Below are 14,541 nucleotides of genomic sequence, written 5' to 3'. Positions count from 1 at the left end.
CACCCCGCGCCCCGGGGCCAGGGCTTGCCCGCCCCATCCACCCTCGGGGGTCCGGGGGCAGAGCCCCCGGTTACGGGACGTGGGGGTGCCCCCTCTGGGGGAGGGATTGGGGGATCTTCCCCGCCACAACGGCGACCGGCCCGGACGCCGCATCCCGGCGGTGCCGAACCGGCAGCCGCACCGCAAAAACGGTCCGTCCCGGCACACTCACCACCGTCACCTCCCCACCGTGCGCCGCAACAACGGCCCGCACAATCGCCAACCCCAACCCCGTACCGCCGCCCACCGTCCGCGCCCGCGCCACATCCCCCCGCGCAAACCGCTCGAACACATGCGGAAGCAGCTCGGCCGGAATCCCGGGCCCGTCGTCCTCGACCTCGAGGACCACGGACCCGCCGTGCCCCAAAGCCCCCGGCGCCACCCGTACCCTCGCCGTCACCGTCGTCCCCACCGGCGTATGCGTACGGGCGTTGGCCAAGAGGTTGACCAGCACCTGGTGGAGCCGGGCCGCGTCCCCCGGCACGGAGACGGGCTCGTCCGGCAGGTCCAGCCGCCACTTGTGCCCGGGCCCGGCCGCACGCGCGTCGCTGACGGCGTCGATGACGAGCGGGGAGAGGTCCAGCTCCTCCCGGTCCAGGGGGCGGCCGTTGTCGAGACGGGCGAGCAGCAGCAGGTCCTCCACCAGACCGGTCATCCGGCGCGCCTCGGACTCGATGCGCCCGAGGGCGTGCCGGGTGGCGGGACCGGACTCCTCCGCGCCGCGCCGGGTGAGTTCGGCGTAACCGCGGATGGAGGCGAGCGGAGTGCGCAGTTCATGACTGGCATCGGCGACGAACTGGCGCACCCGCGTCTCGCTCTCCTGCCGCGCCGCCAGCGCCGAACCGACGTGCCCCAGCATCCGGTTGAGCGCCGCACCCACCTGACCGACCTCGGTACGAGGGTCCGCTTCCGCTTCCGGTACGCGCTCGTGCAGGGCCACCTCACCGCTGTGCAGGGGCAGTTGCGAGACGCGGGTGGCCGTCGCCGCCACCCGCCGCAGCGGGCGCAGGGCGATCTTGGTGATGGCACCGGCCGCGAGCCCGGCGGCGACCAGCCCGGTGGCGCTGACGCAGACCTCGACCAGGATCAGGGTGTCCAGCGTCTCCCGCACGGCGGTGGTGGGGATGGCGACGAGATAGCCGGTGCCGTCGGGGGCGGCGGGCACATACGTGGCGCGGTAGTGCCCCCGCCCGGGCAGGGCGACGTCGTGCGGGCCGCCGTCCCGCGGCACCCGGCCGAGCGCGGCGGCCTGCCCCGGGGTGAGCGCCACCACGGAGTCCTCGGCGCGGCCCGGGTCCCAGGAGGCGCTGACCGCCGACTCGAGCACCCGGCCGTCCCGGCCGAGGAGGGCGCCGACGGTGCCGATGGGCCGCCCGGGCCCCTTGACGAAGCGCAGCCGGTCCCCGCCGGAGTGCCCCGGCGGCCCCGCCACCCGCATCGCCACGTCGCGCAGCTGGGTGTCGAGCTGCCCGTAGAGATAGCTGCGCAGCACGATGGTGGTCACCGTGCCGATCACGGCGCACACGATGGCGACGAGGGCGACGGTCGAGACGGCCAGCCGCGTGCGCAGCGACCGGGGGCGGCGGAAGCGCCGGGTCCGGGGCGTCACGCGGAGGCGACGGGAGCGGCTGAGGCGACGGGGGCGACGGCGGGCTTGATGAGGTAGCCGACGCCACGCCGGGTGTGGATCATCGGCAGCCGCCCGGCGTCGATCTTCCGGCGGAGGTAGGAGATGTACAGCTCGACGACGTTGGCCTGGCCCCCGAAGTCGTACGACCACACGCGGTCGAGGATCTGCGGCTTGCTGAGCACGCGGCGCGGATTGCGCATCAGGAAGCGCAGCAGCTCGAACTCGGTGGCGGTGAGGTGGATCTCGGTGCCGCCCCGGGAGACCTCGTGACTGTCCTCGTCCAGGACCAGATCCCCCACGGTCAGCACGGACTCGGCGCGCGGCACCGCCGCCCGCGACCTGCGCAGCAGCCCGCGCAGCCGGGCGACGACCTCCTCGAGGCTGAACGGCTTGGTGACGTAGTCGTCGCCACCGGCCGTGAGGCCCGCGATGCGGTCCTCCACGGAGTCCTTCGCGGTGAGGAACAGCACCGGGACGTCGGGCTGTTCGTGGCGCAGCCGGCCCAGGACGGAGAGGCCGTCCATGTCCGGGAGCATCATGTCCAGGAGGACCGCGTCGGGCCGGAAGTCCCGGGCGGTACGGACCGCTTCGGCGCCGTCGGCGGCGGACCGCACCTCCCAGCCCTCGTAGCGCAGGGCCAGGGAGAGCAGGTCGGCGAGCGGTGCCTCGTCGTCGACGACCAGAACGCGGACGGCACTGCCGTCCTCGCGCAGCAGCTGGGTGCGCCCGGTGGGCGGGGCGATGGTCATGGTGCCCATGGTGGCGGCGCCGGGTGAGAGGGCCCTTTCGGAATTCTGTGAATCGTCTGAGAAACGGCCCGGGCTCCAGGGCCGCAGCCCCCTCGAGAAACGCCACAGGCCCGGTACCGAAGTACCGGGCCTGTGGTCACAGTAGCGGGGACAGGATTTGAACCTGCGACCTCTGGGTTATGAGCCCAGCGAGCTACCGAGCTGCTCCACCCCGCGACGGTCGAGACAATCAACCCTGGGATTCAGGGCCGATCACTCGGCTGTGCGCTCGGCAGGATTCGAACCTGCAACCTCTTGATCCGTAGTCAAGTGCTCTATCCGTTAAGCTACGAGCGCTTGGCTTCCCGGCGTTTTCGCGCCGGTCGGCGTTGCGGGAACAACATTACATGAAGCTCGCCGCCAGACGAAATCCATTGCCTCGACCCCGCCTGACCTGCGAAAACGCAAAAACCCCGGCCGTCACGAGGACGACCGGGGCCCGGCTGCGGAGGCGGAGGGATTTGAACCCTCGATGGGCTTTAAGGCCCAAACCGCATTAGCAGTGCGGCGCCATAGACCGGACTAGGCGACGCCTCCAGCACACCCACGCGGGCGCGAGTGTTGCGTTGCAGATGATGACACAGTCTTGCGGCTGTCCACCAATCGCACCCCTACGGTACCGGGCCCGCGGTGTCCTGGGCAAAGGCGTTCGCGGCGCGCAACGCGGGGCGTCCGGGCGCGTTAGTCCGCATGAGGGGCACTCGGCCGTGTGTCCGGCGCCGGTCCGGCGGGCCCGCCCCCGCACCGCACGAACCACTCTCGCCCCAGGAGCCCCCGCATGCCCCTCCGCCGCCTCGCCCTCGCTGCCGCCCTGGCCACACTCGCCGCCCCGGCGTTCCTCGCCGTCCCCGCCGCCTCGGCCGCCCCGATCCCGCTGGGCGAGCCGTCCCACGGCGACCACCTCACGGTCACCGTCACCGACAGCGGCAGACACGGCCGCACCTACGAGCTGTACTGCCATCCGGCCGGCGGCACCCACCCGCACCCCCAGCAGGCCTGCGACCAGCTCGACCGGCAGACGCAGTGGGGCAGGGACCTCTTCGCGCCCGTGCCCAAGGACCAGATGTGCACCATGATCTACGGCGGCCCGGAGCGCGCCCACGTCACCGGCAGCTGGGCGGGACGCCCGGTGAACGCCGACTTCCAGCGGACGAACGGATGCGAGGTCGCCCGTTGGAACAAGTTCTCCAGCCTGCTCGGCGACTCGAAAAGCTCGCCGAAGGAGCCGTCGAAGGAATTGCCGAAGAGCTGAGCCGGAGGCGTCCCGAAGGTTCCGCCGATGGCGGACACGAGGGGCATGTCCGGCCTGCCCGAGACGCCCCGGAGGGGCCCGGTGGCAAGCCCCGGCCCACCCGTCATCCGCCGTCGCGCCCGTCACGGCAGCCCTTAGACTTCCCCTCAATGACTCGCCCAGGGGCGGTACGGACCCGCCCGGAGCGGTCGGCAAGATTGCGGTAACCAGGGAGGAAGCGTCGTCGTGAGCAGCAGGCCATCCCGAGGCGCTGCTCGCCTCGCAGCCATACTCGACGCCCTTCCCGATGCCCTGTTGCTGGTGAACTGCAACGGCACCGTGGTCAACGCCAACCACATCGCCCTGGAGGCCTTCGAGGCGCCCGGCACCGGTCTCGTCGGCCGCGGGCTGCTCGACCTGCTGCCGGAGTTCGACTCCCGGCGCATCCCCGGCGGGCTCCGGCCGCCGCGCGACGATCCGGACAGCGGGCGCACCCGCCCCACCCGGATGATCGCCCGGCGCACGGACGGCGCCCAGTTCCCGGTCGAGGTCACCAGCGCCAACCTCGACGGCCGCACGCCGTTCGCCGAGCCGAGCGCCTCCTACGACGACGAGCTGCTGATGCTCGTCGTCCGCGACCTGACCGGCACCCTGGACACCGAGGCCGAGCTCGCCCGCTCCCAGCGCCAGACCGAGATGATCCTGCGCGCGGCGGCGGAGGGCGTCGTCGGCGTGGACACCGCCGGCAAGGTCGTCCTCGTCAACCCCTCCGCGGCGCAGATCCTCGGCTACCGCGCCAGCGACCTCGGCGGGCGCGAGCTGCACCCGCTGATCCACCACTCGCGCGCGGACGGCACCCCGTTCCCGTACGAGGAGTCGCCGATCGCCGACACGCTGCGCTCCGGCCGCAAGCACCGGGTGCGCGGCCAGGTGCTGTGGGCCAAGGACGGCCGCGCGGTGCCGGTCGACCTGACGACCGCGCCGGTGCGGGACGGGGACCAGCTGGTCGGCGCGGTGATGACCTTCACCGACCGGCGGCCCTACGACGCCCTGGCCGCGCGCCACACCCAGCTGATGGAGCTGCTGGACAGCTCGCTGCGCGGCCCGCTGGACCAACTCCGCGCCGAGCTGGGCACCCTGGCCGACGACCCGGCCGGGCAGCTCTGGCCCGAGGCCAACCAGATCCTCCACCACCTCGCCGCCGGATACACCCGGATGAGCACGCTGGTCGGCAATGTCCTCGCCTACCAGCGGCTGGACTCCGGACAGGACAAGCTCACGCGGGAGAAGTCCGCGCTGGACGAGGTCGTCGCGGCGGGCGTCGAGGGCGCCGTCGAGCTGATCGGGCCCGGCCGGGCCCAGTTCGCCGTGCACGCGCCGGCCATCGAGGCCGAGGTGGACGCGGAGCGGTTCGCGCTGGCGCTGGCGCATCTGATCGCGGACGTGGCCGGGGTCGACTCGACCGGCAATGCCCCCGCTTCCGGTTCCGTTTCCGGGGACTCGACGATCGTGGTGGCCGCGGCACAGCGCGGCGAGGTCGTGCGCATCGAGGTGCGCGGCCCGTACCCGGGCGGCGACCCCGTCCACGGCCCCCTGGTCCGGGGCATCGTCCGGCGCCACGGCGGCGTGCTCCAGACGCACGACGTGCCGGGCGCGGCGGGCGGCAAGGCGTACGTCCTGGAGGTCCCGGTGTCCGCGGAGGCGGGCCCGGTGCCGGCCTCGGCGGAACGGCGCGGCCCGGACACCGAGAACCTGACGACCGTCATGCCGATGCCCGCGCAGCGCGGCCGGGGGACGAACCCGGACGCACCGCGGGGCGGCGCGGCCGCGCAGGGTGCGAGCGGCGCCGGGAACGCCGGCGCGGGTACCGGCGGCGATGCTTCCCTCGGGGGGCAGCAGGGCACGGCGCGTGGGCATGTGGCGGGTGTGCCGGGCGGCGACGGCCGGGGCGCCGGCGGGCCGGGCCCGGCGGGCGACGGCATGCCGGGGGCACCGGGGATGCCTGGGCCCGGCGTGCCGGGCGTGCCGGGCGACGGCCGGGGTGCCGGGGCGCCGGGTGCGCCGGGGATGCCCCGTGCCGGGGCGCAGGGCAGCGACAGCCGGAGCGCCGGTGTGCCGGGCGTACCGGGGATGCCGGGTCCCGGCGGCCCGGGAACCGACGGGCCCGGCGCGCCGGACACCGAAATGCCTTATATGCCGGGTGCGCACGGGGCCGGAGTGCCGGGTGCGCGTGGCCAGGCCGAAGGCCGGGGTACCGGCATGCCGGGTGCACCGGGCGGCGACAGCCGGGGCGCAGGTATGCCGGGTACACCGGGGATTTCCGGTGCCGGTGTGCCGGGTGCACACGGACAGACCGACGGCCGCGGCCCGAATGGCCCGGGTGCCGGGGCGGCGGATGTGCAGGAGGCCGACGGCCGGGTTGCCGGTGGCCGGGGTGTGCCGGGCGCCGGCCGGCAGGCAGCGCCGGGTGCCGGTGGCCCGGGAGCCGATGAGCCTGGTGCGCCGGATGCCGGAGTGCCGCATGTGCCGGTGATGGCCGGGGCTGGTGCGCCGGGTGCGCAGGGCCGGGCCGCCGCGGGCCGGGGCCCGGAGGGCGGGGCGCCCGCCCCGTCGCCCTCCGCGCCCGCGTCCCCGTACCCGGCTGCGGACGGCGACGGGCCGGACCGGCCGCAGGGCACGGGCCGCCGGGCGCGCCGGGCCGAGGCGCCCGTCGCCTCCGACGAGCAGAGCACCGAGCACCGGCCGACCGGCCGGCGGCGCGGCCCCGCCCGCCTGGAGGAGGAGTCCGCCGAGGCCGTGGCCAACGTCTCCGGCGCCGGGCTCGTACCGCCGCAGGCGACCGGCGCTCCGACGGGCCGCCGGGCGCGCCGCGAGGCGGCCGCCGCAGCTTCCTCCTCCGCTTCCCCTCCGGGTTCCGGTTCGGATTCCGGTTCCGCCTCGGGGGCGGAGCCGGACGGGTCCGGGGCGCCGCGCACCGCATTTGCGCTGCCCCCGGCGGACGCCGACCGGACGCCCGGGACGGAGCCTGCCCCGACCGGGCGCCGGGCGCGGCGTGCCCTCGTGGAAGCGGCGCCGGAGTCCCGGATCCCGGGCCAGTCGACGACCGAACCCCCGGTCGCGCGCACGGCGTTCGCGCTGCCTCCGGCGGACGCGGACCGCAAGCCCGACGCCCCGGAGAACGGTGCGTCACCGGCCCCCGCCGCCATCCCGGTGCCGCAGGCTCCCGGGCACGGCCACGCCGTACCCCCGCAGGGCGGCCCCGAGGCCCCGGGGGCACGGCGCCCCGCACCCCGGGCCGAGAGCGCGGGGCACCCGGACGGAACCGCCTCCCCGCAGCCGGGCCCCGCTCCGGCCCAGGGCGATGCGCCCGGATCCGGACCGGCCGCCACCGCGCCGAAGGCGCCGCAGGGCGCCCCGGGCCCGTACGCCTTCGAAGCACCCCGCGCCGAAGGTTCCGCTTCCGCCTCCGCTTCCGGCCCGGCCGTCCTCGACCCGGCTTCCGACCCGGCCGCCGCCGGAGCGGCGCCCGCGCCCACCGGCCGGCGCCGGGCGCGGCGCGCGCTCGCGGAGGAGCCGGGCGCGGCGGCACAGCAGCCGGGCGACGCGCCCGCGGCCGCCGTCACCGCGCGGCCGATCAGCGTGCGCACGCTCGGTCAGGGCCCCGGTGCGGGCGACACCCCGGCCGCCGGGACGCCGTCCGCCGGTTCGGGCCGCCGCCGGAAGCTGGCCAACCCCGCCGAGGGCGAGCGGGAGGCCCAGGCGCAGGCCCAGGTCCAGGCGCACGCCCAGCTGAACGGCGATCGGGTCCCGCCCGCCCCGCCCGCCCCCGGCGCCGCGCGCCCGCATCCGCTCGGCGCCCCCGAGGGACGCGCCTTCACGACGCGGACCCCGGACGAGGGCGCCGAGGGGCCCGAGCCGCTCGACGGGCCGAACGGCGCGGTCGAGGTCGTGGAGTCCGTACGCCCGCCGATGGACGACGAGTTGCCGCCGGAGCCGCTGGACAACCCGCGCAGGCTGCTCGTCTGGCCGGCCCCGGACCCGGCCACCGAGCAGGCGCTGACCGAGCGCGGCTACCGCCCGGTGATCGTGCACTCGCGCGAGGAGGTGGACGCGCAGACCGCCGCCTACCCGGCCGCGCTGTTCGTCGACCCGCTGACCGGTCCGATCACCCGCGCCGCGCTCCAGTCGCTGCGCGAGGCCGCCGTCTCGGCCGGGGTGCCGGTGCTGGTCACGGCCGGTCTGGGGCACGCGACGCGGGAGGCCGCGTACGGGGCCGACCCCGCCGTGCTGCTCAAGGCGCTCGCGCCGCGCGACAGCGAGATGCACCCGCCCCGCGTGCTGCTGATCGAGGAGCACGAGCCGATCGCCAACGCGCTGACCGCGACGCTGGAGCGGCGCGGCATGCACGTGGTGTGCGGGGCGACGGACTCGGAAGCGGTCACGCTGGCCGCGCAGACCAGCCCGAACCTGGTGGTCATGGACCTCATGCAGGTGCGGCGCCGGCGCGCGGGCATCGTGGACTGGCTGCGCGGCAACGGCACGCTGAGCCGGACGCCGCTGGTCGTCTACACGTCCGCGGACATCGACCCGGCGCAGCTGCCGCGGCTGGCCTCCGGCGAGACGGTGCTGTTCCTCGCGGAGCGGTCGACGAGCGAGGAGGTCCAGGGGCGGATCGTGGACCTGCTGGCGAAGATCGGCACGAACTGACGGGCGTCAGGCCTGGCGACAGGACCGGCGCCGGGCCCGGCGTCAGGCCCGGCCGGTGAGGCGGCGCGCCGCCGTGCGGACGGACTCGTGGAGGCGCGCCACGTCCTCGTCCGTGTCGCCGACCAGCACACGGCGCAGCTGCGGCTGGACCGTGGGCCAGGACGCCAGCGCGATCATCAGGAAGAGCAGGTCCTGGGCGGGGATGTCGGAGCTGATGACCCCCTTCTCCTGCGCCTCGGTGAAGGCGGCGGCCTTGCGCGCGTAGTGGCTCCGGCGCTCCTCCTCGTGCGGGATGCCGCCCGTCCCGTACTCCAGGCCCTCCCAGAAGACCAACCGGACCAGATCCGGGTTGGCGCAGTGGTAGTCCATGAGGCGGTCGATCCAGCCGTCGGGGTCCTCGGCGTCGACCGGGATCGCGACGGCCAGCTCCGTCAGGCGCTTCTCCAGGACCTGGGAGAAGAGTTCCGCCTTGTTGCCGAAGTAGGCGTAGATCAACTGCTTGTTCGCCCTGGCCTCGCGGGCGATGCGGTCGATGCGGGCGCCCGCGATGCCGTGTGCGGCGAACTCGGCGGTGGCCGCCGCGAAGATGCGGGCCTTGGTGGCTTCGGGGTCCCTTACTGCTGCCATGTGCACAGAGTAACCAACTATTCGGTTGACAGCGCGGGCCGAGGTTTGCGAAATTTCTCAACCAACCGGTTGGTTGCACGTTCGTCAGCACATGCATTCGTCAGCAGACGCAGACCGACAGACCAGGGGGACCCCACCGCATGACCGGCACCGCACCGTCGTCCATACGCACGCCAGAGGCCGCGAAGGCACAGGGGGAGGCCCCGCCCCCGGCCCCGGCCGCGCACCCCGGACCCCGGCCCGCCGTCCTGCTCTCCGTCATCGCCCTGTGCACGGCGGTGACCGCCGCGAACATCTATCTGGCCGCCCCGCTCCTCGGCCTGATCGCCCGCAGCTTCGGCGTCCCGCCCTCCGGCGCGGGCTGGATCGCCTCCGTGTCCCAGCTCGGCTACGCCGTCGGCCTGCTCGTCTTCGCCCCGCTCGGCGACACCGCGGACCGCCGCAAGCTCGTGGGCGGCCTCTCCGCCGTGGCCGGCGTCGCGCTCGTGGCGGCCGCGCTCGCGCCGGGCCTGCCCGCCCTGGCCGCGGCCGTCCTGGTGGCCTGCGCCGCCACGGTCGTCCCGCAGCTGCTCGTCCCGCTGGTCGCCGAGCGCGCACCCGCGGACCGGCGGGCGCAGCACGTGGCGGCCGTGGTCGCCGGGCTGTTCACGGGCATCGTCGCGGCACGGGTGCTCGGCGGGATCGCGGGCCAGGCCTTCGGCTGGCGCGCCGTCTTCTACGGCGCAGCGGCGCTGACCGTCGCCGTCGGCCTGGTGACGGCCGCGCTGCTCCCGGCGGAGACCCGCCCGCGCACCGCCGCCAACCCCCTCAAGGCCATCGCCGGCCTGCCCGGCCTGTTCGCCTCCTCCGCCGAGCTGCGCGCGGTGTGCCTGCGCCAGGCGGGCCTGATGGGCGCCTGGAGCGCGCTGTGGACGACGCTCACCCTGCTGCTCACGGCCCCGAGCCCGTACCACCTCTCGCCCGGCACGGCGGGCCTGTTCGGCCTGTTCGGCCTCGTCTCCACCGCCACCGCCCCGGTCTCCGGCCGCATCATCGACCGCTTCGGCCCCCAGCGCACGGCCCTGATCACGTACGTCCTCACCGCGGCGTCCCTGCCGCTCTTCCTGCTGGGCGGGCACTCCCTGTGGGCGCTGTGCACGGCGGCGGTGCTGATCCACGCGGGCCTCATGGCCGGCCAGGTCGCCAACCAGACCCGCGCCCTGGCCGCGACGCCCAAGCCCGCGGCTGCCAACACCACTTACGTGGTCTCCGCCTTCATCGGCGGCGCAACCGCCTCGGCCCTGGCCGCCCCGGCCTTCGCCCACTGGGGCTGGCAGGGCGTCTGCGCGATCGCGGCGGCGTGCGTGGCGGTGGGCTGGTTCGGGGGGCTGCTGGTGGGTCGGACGGGGCGGGGGTAACACCCCCTGGGCTACAGGTCCAGCACGGCCCTGACTGCCGTGGCCACGCGCTCCATGTCGGCCGGGCTCAACTCGCCCAGGTACTTGCCGTCCTCGAACCGGTTGGGGCGGAACTGGGAGATGTCGGGCGCCATGACCACGCCGGCGAGCGGCTCGCTGATCGGCACCGTGACCAGCGTGTCCAGGGCATCGGCCAACTCGCTGACCAGGGCGCACACGATGCCGCCGGGGTGCAGTCGGATGACGGCGGAGTTCTCGAGGACGAGGACCGTGCGCTCACGCCCGACCGTGGGGATGCGCCACACCTGGCCGCGCTCGATGTCCCTCACGCGGCATCCTCCTCGGCGGCTTCGAGCACGTCGTCAAAACCGTCGGACTGTCGCAGCCGGTGGTATTCGCGCATCGCGTCGCTGAGCAGCTTCTCCTCCACGGCCTTGGAGAGGAACTCGGAGAGGTTCCCCTGGCTCGCCGCCTTGGCCCGCTCGGCCAGATCGGGCGGCAGCGTGATACTGAGCTTCACCCTGGGTGGCGTCATGCCATCGACCCTACCGATGTCATGACGCCCGTACCACCCACTTCGTCGCACGGACTCATCTCTTCCGGGTAGTGACTTACCGACGGATACCCCAGCAGAATCGCCGGGAACGAGCCTCGCGTAATGACGCGCAGATTGGGGAGGCCCCCGGTGCAGAGCACGATGCAGGACGTACCGCTGACCGTTTCGCGGATCTTGGCCCACGGGTCGAGAGTCCACGCCAGGGCGCAGGTCACGACCTGGACGGGCGAAGGTGAGCCAGAGCGGCGCACCTTCGCCGAGGTCGGCGGACGCGCCACGCAGCTCGCCCACGCGCTACGCGGCCTCGGCGTGCGCGAGGGCGAGCCCGTCGGAACGCTCATGTGGAACAACGGCGACCACCTGGAGGCGTACCTCGCCGTCCCCTCCATGGGCGCCGTGCTGCACACCCTCAACCTCCGGCTCCCCCCTGAGCAGCTCGCCTGGATCGTCGGGCACGCCGCCGACCGCGTCGTCATCGTCAACGGCTCGCTGCTGCCGCTGCTCGCGCCGCTGCTCCCGCACCTCGACAGCGTCGAGCACGTCGTCGTGTCGGGCCCGGGCGACCTGTCCGCGCTGGCCGGCTGCCGCCCGCAGGTGCACGCGTACGAGGAGCTGCTCGCGGGCCACCCGGCCGGCCACTACGACTGGCCGGAACTGGACGAGCGCCGTGCCGCCGCGCTCTGCTACACCTCCGGGACGACCGGCGACCCCAAGGGCGTGGTCTACAGCCACCGTTCGATCTACCTGCACGCGATGGAGGTCAACGCGGCGGCCTCCTTCGGGCTGATCCCGGGCGAGGTCTGCCTGCCCGTTGTGCCCATGTTCCACGTGAACGCCTGGGGCCTGCCCCACGCCGCGTTCATGGCGGGGGCGTCGCTGCTGATGCCCGACCGGTTCCTCCAGCCCGCTCCCCTCGCGGACATGATCGTCGCCGAGCGGCCCACCGTCTCCGCGGGCGTCCCGACCATCTGGCAGGGGCTGCTGGCCGAACTGGACGCCAGGCCCCGGGACATGTCCTCGCTGCGGACCGTGATCAGCGGCGGCTCGGCCTGCCCGCCCTCCCTGATGAAGGCGTTCGAGGAACGGCACGGCATGACGCTCGTCCAGGCGTGGGGCATGACCGAGACCTCGCCGCTGGGCACGGTGGCCTTCCCGCCGCCCGGGCTGAGCCCGGAGGAGGCATGGGCGTACCGCGTCACGCAGGGGCGGCTGCCCGCCTCGGTGGAGGCCCGGCTGGTCGGCCCCGGCGGTGACCTCCTGCCGTGGGACGGCGAGTCGGCCGGCGAGCTGGAGGTGCGCGGCCCGTGGATCGCCGCGGCCTACCACGGCGGCGCGCAGGGCGAACCGCACCGCCCCGAGGACAAGTTCAGCGAGGACGGCTGGCTGCGCACCGGCGACGTCGGCACCATCACCCCGGACGGCTTCCTCAACCTCACCGACCGGGCCAAGGACGTCATCAAGTCGGGCGGCGAGTGGATCTCCTCGGTCGAGCTGGAGAACCACCTGATGGCCCACCCCGAGGTCGCGGAGGCCGCCGTGGTGGCCGTGCCGGACGAGAAGTGGGGCGAACGGCCGCTGGCGGCCGTGGTGCTGAGGGACGGCTCGGCGGTCGACTACGAGGGGCTGCGCGCCTTCCTGGGCGAGCGCATCGCCCGCTGGCAGCTGCCGGAGCGCTGGACGGTGGTCCCGGCGGTGCCGAAGACCTCAGTCGGGAAGTTCGACAAGAAGGTGCTGCGCAGGCAGTACGCGGAGGGCGAGCTGGTGGTGACCACGCTGCGCTGAGCGGAAAGCCGCCCGGCGCAGCGTGACAGAACGTCAGCACGTCGGACAGACGTCCCTGCCCGGCCGGCGCATCACGACACCGCTCGCCGCCGCGCGGGCGGGAGCAGCGTCAGGTGCGCGCCCGGCCGCCCGGCCCGGCGCGCGTCGGCGCGGCGGACGTCGGGCCGACACGCACCGGCCGGGCGGCGGAAGCCGGCGGTCCCGGCCGCCGGCCGCCAGTGGTCGCCGCCGCGCTTCGCCGCGTACATGGCCTCGTCCGCGGCGCGCAGCAGCTCCGAGAGGGCCGCGCCGGGCCGCCAACCCGTGTGGCACAGGCCGATGGAGGCCCGCGGGGACAGGGTCACCCGGCCCGTGCCGAGCGGCGCCGAGAGCCTGGCCGAGAGGTAGGTCATCTCGGCGTCCGGATCCGCGTCCGGCGCGAGCCGGACCACGGCGGTGAACTCGTCGCCGCCCAGCCGTGCGGCGAACCCGCTGCGCTCCCGGCACCAGGCGGCCAGCCGCCCGCCGACGGCCGCGATGACCTGGTCGCCCACCGCGTGCCCGTGGGTGTCGTTGATCTGCTTGAAGCCGTTGAGGTCCAGCAGCAGGACGGCCGCGTGCGGGTGCCGGACGGCGCGCGGCGCCCGGCTGGTGAACTCCTCGCGCCGCATCAGGCCCGTGAGCGGGTCCTTCCGGGCCGCCCGGACCCGCCGGAGCAGGTAGCAGGCATGCGTGGCCCAGCCGACGGTCGGAGCGGCGACGGGCAGAGCCTGGAGTATGAGGTTCATCGGGCACCTTCCTGGATCGTCGTGGAGCACAGGGTCGCCCGCGCCCGCGGGGCCGCCCTTGAGTGCGGGACGGCCGCCCGCGGCGGAGCGGCGGCCCGATCGCACACCGCCGGACGCCGCCGGGGGCGGGCCGGCGGGGCCCGGCGGCCGGATCGGGCCGTCAAGCAAGGACGTCCCCCGTTTCCGGCGGCCGGGAGCCGGGACGGGCCCGGAAAACCGCGGATATAGCGGATGTCACGTGCGATCCGGGGAGTTCGGCCGATACGGCGCCGAAACGATTCGCCGCATGGGGCGCGCGAGCCCGTCGGGTGAGGAGTGTGGAGTGGTACGGGCGCTTCGTGAATTTGGGGTGAGGGCAGGGGTTTATTCCGGGAAGATCATGCTTGCGAGGGAATGAGGACAGACCGGGGGTTCGGTGGAGATTCGGTGGGCAATCTGGAGTCGCGACGTCGAAACGAAGCGCCGGGGCGGTCGGCCAACCTCCTGGCAACGACCGGTAGTTAGTTCCTTCTGGAGGAAGATCGACATGGCAAGCACCCGCACTGCCGCCCGCATTCTCGCCGCCGTCGCGGCCCTGCCGCTGATGGCCCTGATGTTCGCCGGCGTGGCCCAGGCGGACGACGGCGGTCAGCTGGCCAACCGCGGTTCGAACGTCGCCGCGGCCGGAATCGTGGGCAGCGGCGTCGGTGGGAGCAACCACGGCAACTCCACCACGACCCTGCAACAGGCAACCGGCACCGGCGCCACGAACCAGTCCAATACCGCGAGCGTCAACGGCCGCGATCACGACCGAACCTTGATCCAGCAGGAGAACGTGAAGATCACGTTCACCAACCTCTGGTGAGCCCCCGGGTGGGCCCTCTGTTCCAGGGGCTCACCCCGGTGACGTGGTGAGAGTGGACTGGGTCAGTACGAACCGCGCGGCGGCACTCCGGTGCCGCCGCGCGGCGTTTCCGCGCCCGGTCGGGGCCGTTGCGGCACGGCCGTTGACAGCCCGCCCTTTCCTGACGGACAGTC

The 14,541-nt window shown here is 74.5% G+C and carries 11 protein-coding genes and 3 tRNA genes; 5 read left to right on the top strand and 9 right to left on the bottom strand.

Going from position 1 to position 14,541, the window contains the following annotated elements; translation table 11 throughout:
* Positions 1 to 70: 70 nt before the first annotated feature.
* From AC1Z4A_RS16285 to AC1Z4A_RS16265, 5 genes are all read right to left on the bottom strand, one after another.
* A complete protein-coding gene (locus tag AC1Z4A_RS16285) occupies positions 71 to 1,648 on the bottom strand; it encodes a HAMP domain-containing sensor histidine kinase (RefSeq protein ID WP_483679613.1) in 1,578 nt (525 codons plus the stop codon).
* Positions 1,645 to 2,418 (bottom strand): response regulator transcription factor, encoded by a 774-nt coding sequence (locus AC1Z4A_RS16280; protein ID WP_483679611.1) that lies wholly within the window; start codon positions 2,416 to 2,418, stop codon positions 1,645 to 1,647. Before AC1Z4A_RS16280 ends, AC1Z4A_RS16285 begins: the two co-directional genes overlap by 4 nt.
* Before the next feature lie 142 nt (positions 2,419 to 2,560).
* Positions 2,561 to 2,634, bottom strand: a tRNA-Met gene (locus AC1Z4A_RS16275).
* A gap of 47 nt (positions 2,635 to 2,681) precedes the next feature.
* Positions 2,682 to 2,754 (bottom strand) — tRNA-Arg (locus AC1Z4A_RS16270).
* 149 nt (positions 2,755 to 2,903) lie between these two features.
* Positions 2,904 to 2,994, bottom strand: a tRNA-Ser gene (locus AC1Z4A_RS16265).
* 241 nt (positions 2,995 to 3,235) lie between these two features.
* Between AC1Z4A_RS16265 and AC1Z4A_RS16260 the strand changes: the two genes are divergently transcribed.
* The gene (locus AC1Z4A_RS16260; RefSeq protein WP_483679610.1) at positions 3,236 to 3,709 is read left to right on the top strand and encodes an SSI family serine proteinase inhibitor; all 474 of its coding nucleotides are present in this window, start codon (positions 3,236 to 3,238) and stop codon (positions 3,707 to 3,709) included.
* A 225-nt stretch (positions 3,710 to 3,934) separates the two neighbouring features.
* Positions 3,935 to 8,395, top strand: coding sequence for a response regulator (locus tag AC1Z4A_RS16255; RefSeq protein ID WP_483679608.1), 4,461 nt, complete (start codon positions 3,935 to 3,937; stop codon positions 8,393 to 8,395).
* Positions 8,396 to 8,437: 42 nt separating this feature from the next.
* On the opposite strand, the gene AC1Z4A_RS16250 is transcribed toward AC1Z4A_RS16255, so the two are convergent.
* Positions 8,438 to 9,022: a TetR/AcrR family transcriptional regulator gene (locus AC1Z4A_RS16250; protein ID WP_483679607.1), complete on the bottom strand. Its 585-nt coding sequence runs from the start codon at positions 9,020 to 9,022 to the stop codon at positions 8,438 to 8,440.
* A gap of 140 nt (positions 9,023 to 9,162) precedes the next feature.
* Here AC1Z4A_RS16250 and AC1Z4A_RS16245 point away from each other — a divergent pair, with 140 nt between their 5' ends.
* Positions 9,163 to 10,419, top strand: coding sequence for an MFS transporter (locus AC1Z4A_RS16245; protein WP_483679605.1), 1,257 nt, complete (start codon positions 9,163 to 9,165; stop codon positions 10,417 to 10,419).
* 11 nt (positions 10,420 to 10,430) lie between these two features.
* Here AC1Z4A_RS16245 and AC1Z4A_RS16240 read toward each other — a convergent pair whose 3' ends face one another.
* The gene (locus AC1Z4A_RS16240; RefSeq protein WP_483679604.1) at positions 10,431 to 10,748 is read right to left on the bottom strand and encodes a type II toxin-antitoxin system PemK/MazF family toxin; all 318 of its coding nucleotides are present in this window, start codon (positions 10,746 to 10,748) and stop codon (positions 10,431 to 10,433) included.
* Positions 10,745 to 10,954 (bottom strand): hypothetical protein, encoded by a 210-nt coding sequence (locus AC1Z4A_RS16235; protein ID WP_483679603.1) that lies wholly within the window; start codon positions 10,952 to 10,954, stop codon positions 10,745 to 10,747. Before AC1Z4A_RS16235 ends, AC1Z4A_RS16240 begins: the two co-directional genes overlap by 4 nt.
* A 150-nt stretch (positions 10,955 to 11,104) precedes the next feature.
* Here AC1Z4A_RS16235 and AC1Z4A_RS16230 point away from each other — a divergent pair, with 150 nt between their 5' ends.
* On the top strand, positions 11,105 to 12,757 hold the full coding sequence (locus tag AC1Z4A_RS16230; protein ID WP_483679602.1) for a long-chain fatty acid--CoA ligase: 1,653 nt from the start codon (positions 11,105 to 11,107) through the stop codon (positions 12,755 to 12,757).
* Between the two features lie 71 nt (positions 12,758 to 12,828).
* On the opposite strand, the gene AC1Z4A_RS16225 is transcribed toward AC1Z4A_RS16230, so the two are convergent.
* Entirely contained in the window at positions 12,829 to 13,524 is a 696-nt protein-coding gene (locus AC1Z4A_RS16225) for a GGDEF domain-containing protein (protein ID WP_483679601.1), read from the bottom strand.
* Positions 13,525 to 14,050: 526 nt separating this feature from the next.
* Here AC1Z4A_RS16225 and AC1Z4A_RS16220 point away from each other — a divergent pair.
* A complete protein-coding gene (locus AC1Z4A_RS16220) occupies positions 14,051 to 14,368 on the top strand; it encodes a hypothetical protein (RefSeq protein WP_483679599.1) in 318 nt (105 codons plus the stop codon).
* The last annotated feature ends 173 nt before the right edge of the window (positions 14,369 to 14,541 follow it).

The sequence above is a fragment of the Streptomyces sp. 17_S59 genome (assembly GCF_056930295.1).
The sequence above is the reverse complement of the archived record's forward strand: the minus strand, read 5'-3'. Positions and strand labels throughout refer to the sequence as shown.

Bases quoted from the DNA above. Each gene is read 5' to 3' on its own strand.
- AC1Z4A_RS16245 (WP_483679605.1), top strand. From the start codon at position 9,163: ATGACCGGCACCGCACCGTCGTCCATACGCACGCCAGAGGCCGCGAAG.
- AC1Z4A_RS16260 (WP_483679610.1), top strand. From the start codon at position 3,236: ATGCCCCTCCGCCGCCTCGCCCTCGCTGCCGCCCTGGCCACACTCGCC.
- AC1Z4A_RS16225 (WP_483679601.1), bottom strand. From the start codon at position 13,524: ATGAACCTCATACTCCAGGCTCTGCCCGTCGCCGCTCCGACCGTCGGC.
- AC1Z4A_RS16220 (WP_483679599.1), top strand. From the start codon at position 14,051: ATGGCAAGCACCCGCACTGCCGCCCGCATTCTCGCCGCCGTCGCGGCC.
- AC1Z4A_RS16280 (WP_483679611.1), bottom strand. From the start codon at position 2,418: ATGACCATCGCCCCGCCCACCGGGCGCACCCAGCTGCTGCGCGAGGAC.
- AC1Z4A_RS16235 (WP_483679603.1), bottom strand. From the start codon at position 10,954: ATGACGCCACCCAGGGTGAAGCTCAGTATCACGCTGCCGCCCGATCTG.
- AC1Z4A_RS16250 (WP_483679607.1), bottom strand. From the start codon at position 9,022: ATGGCAGCAGTAAGGGACCCCGAAGCCACCAAGGCCCGCATCTTCGCG.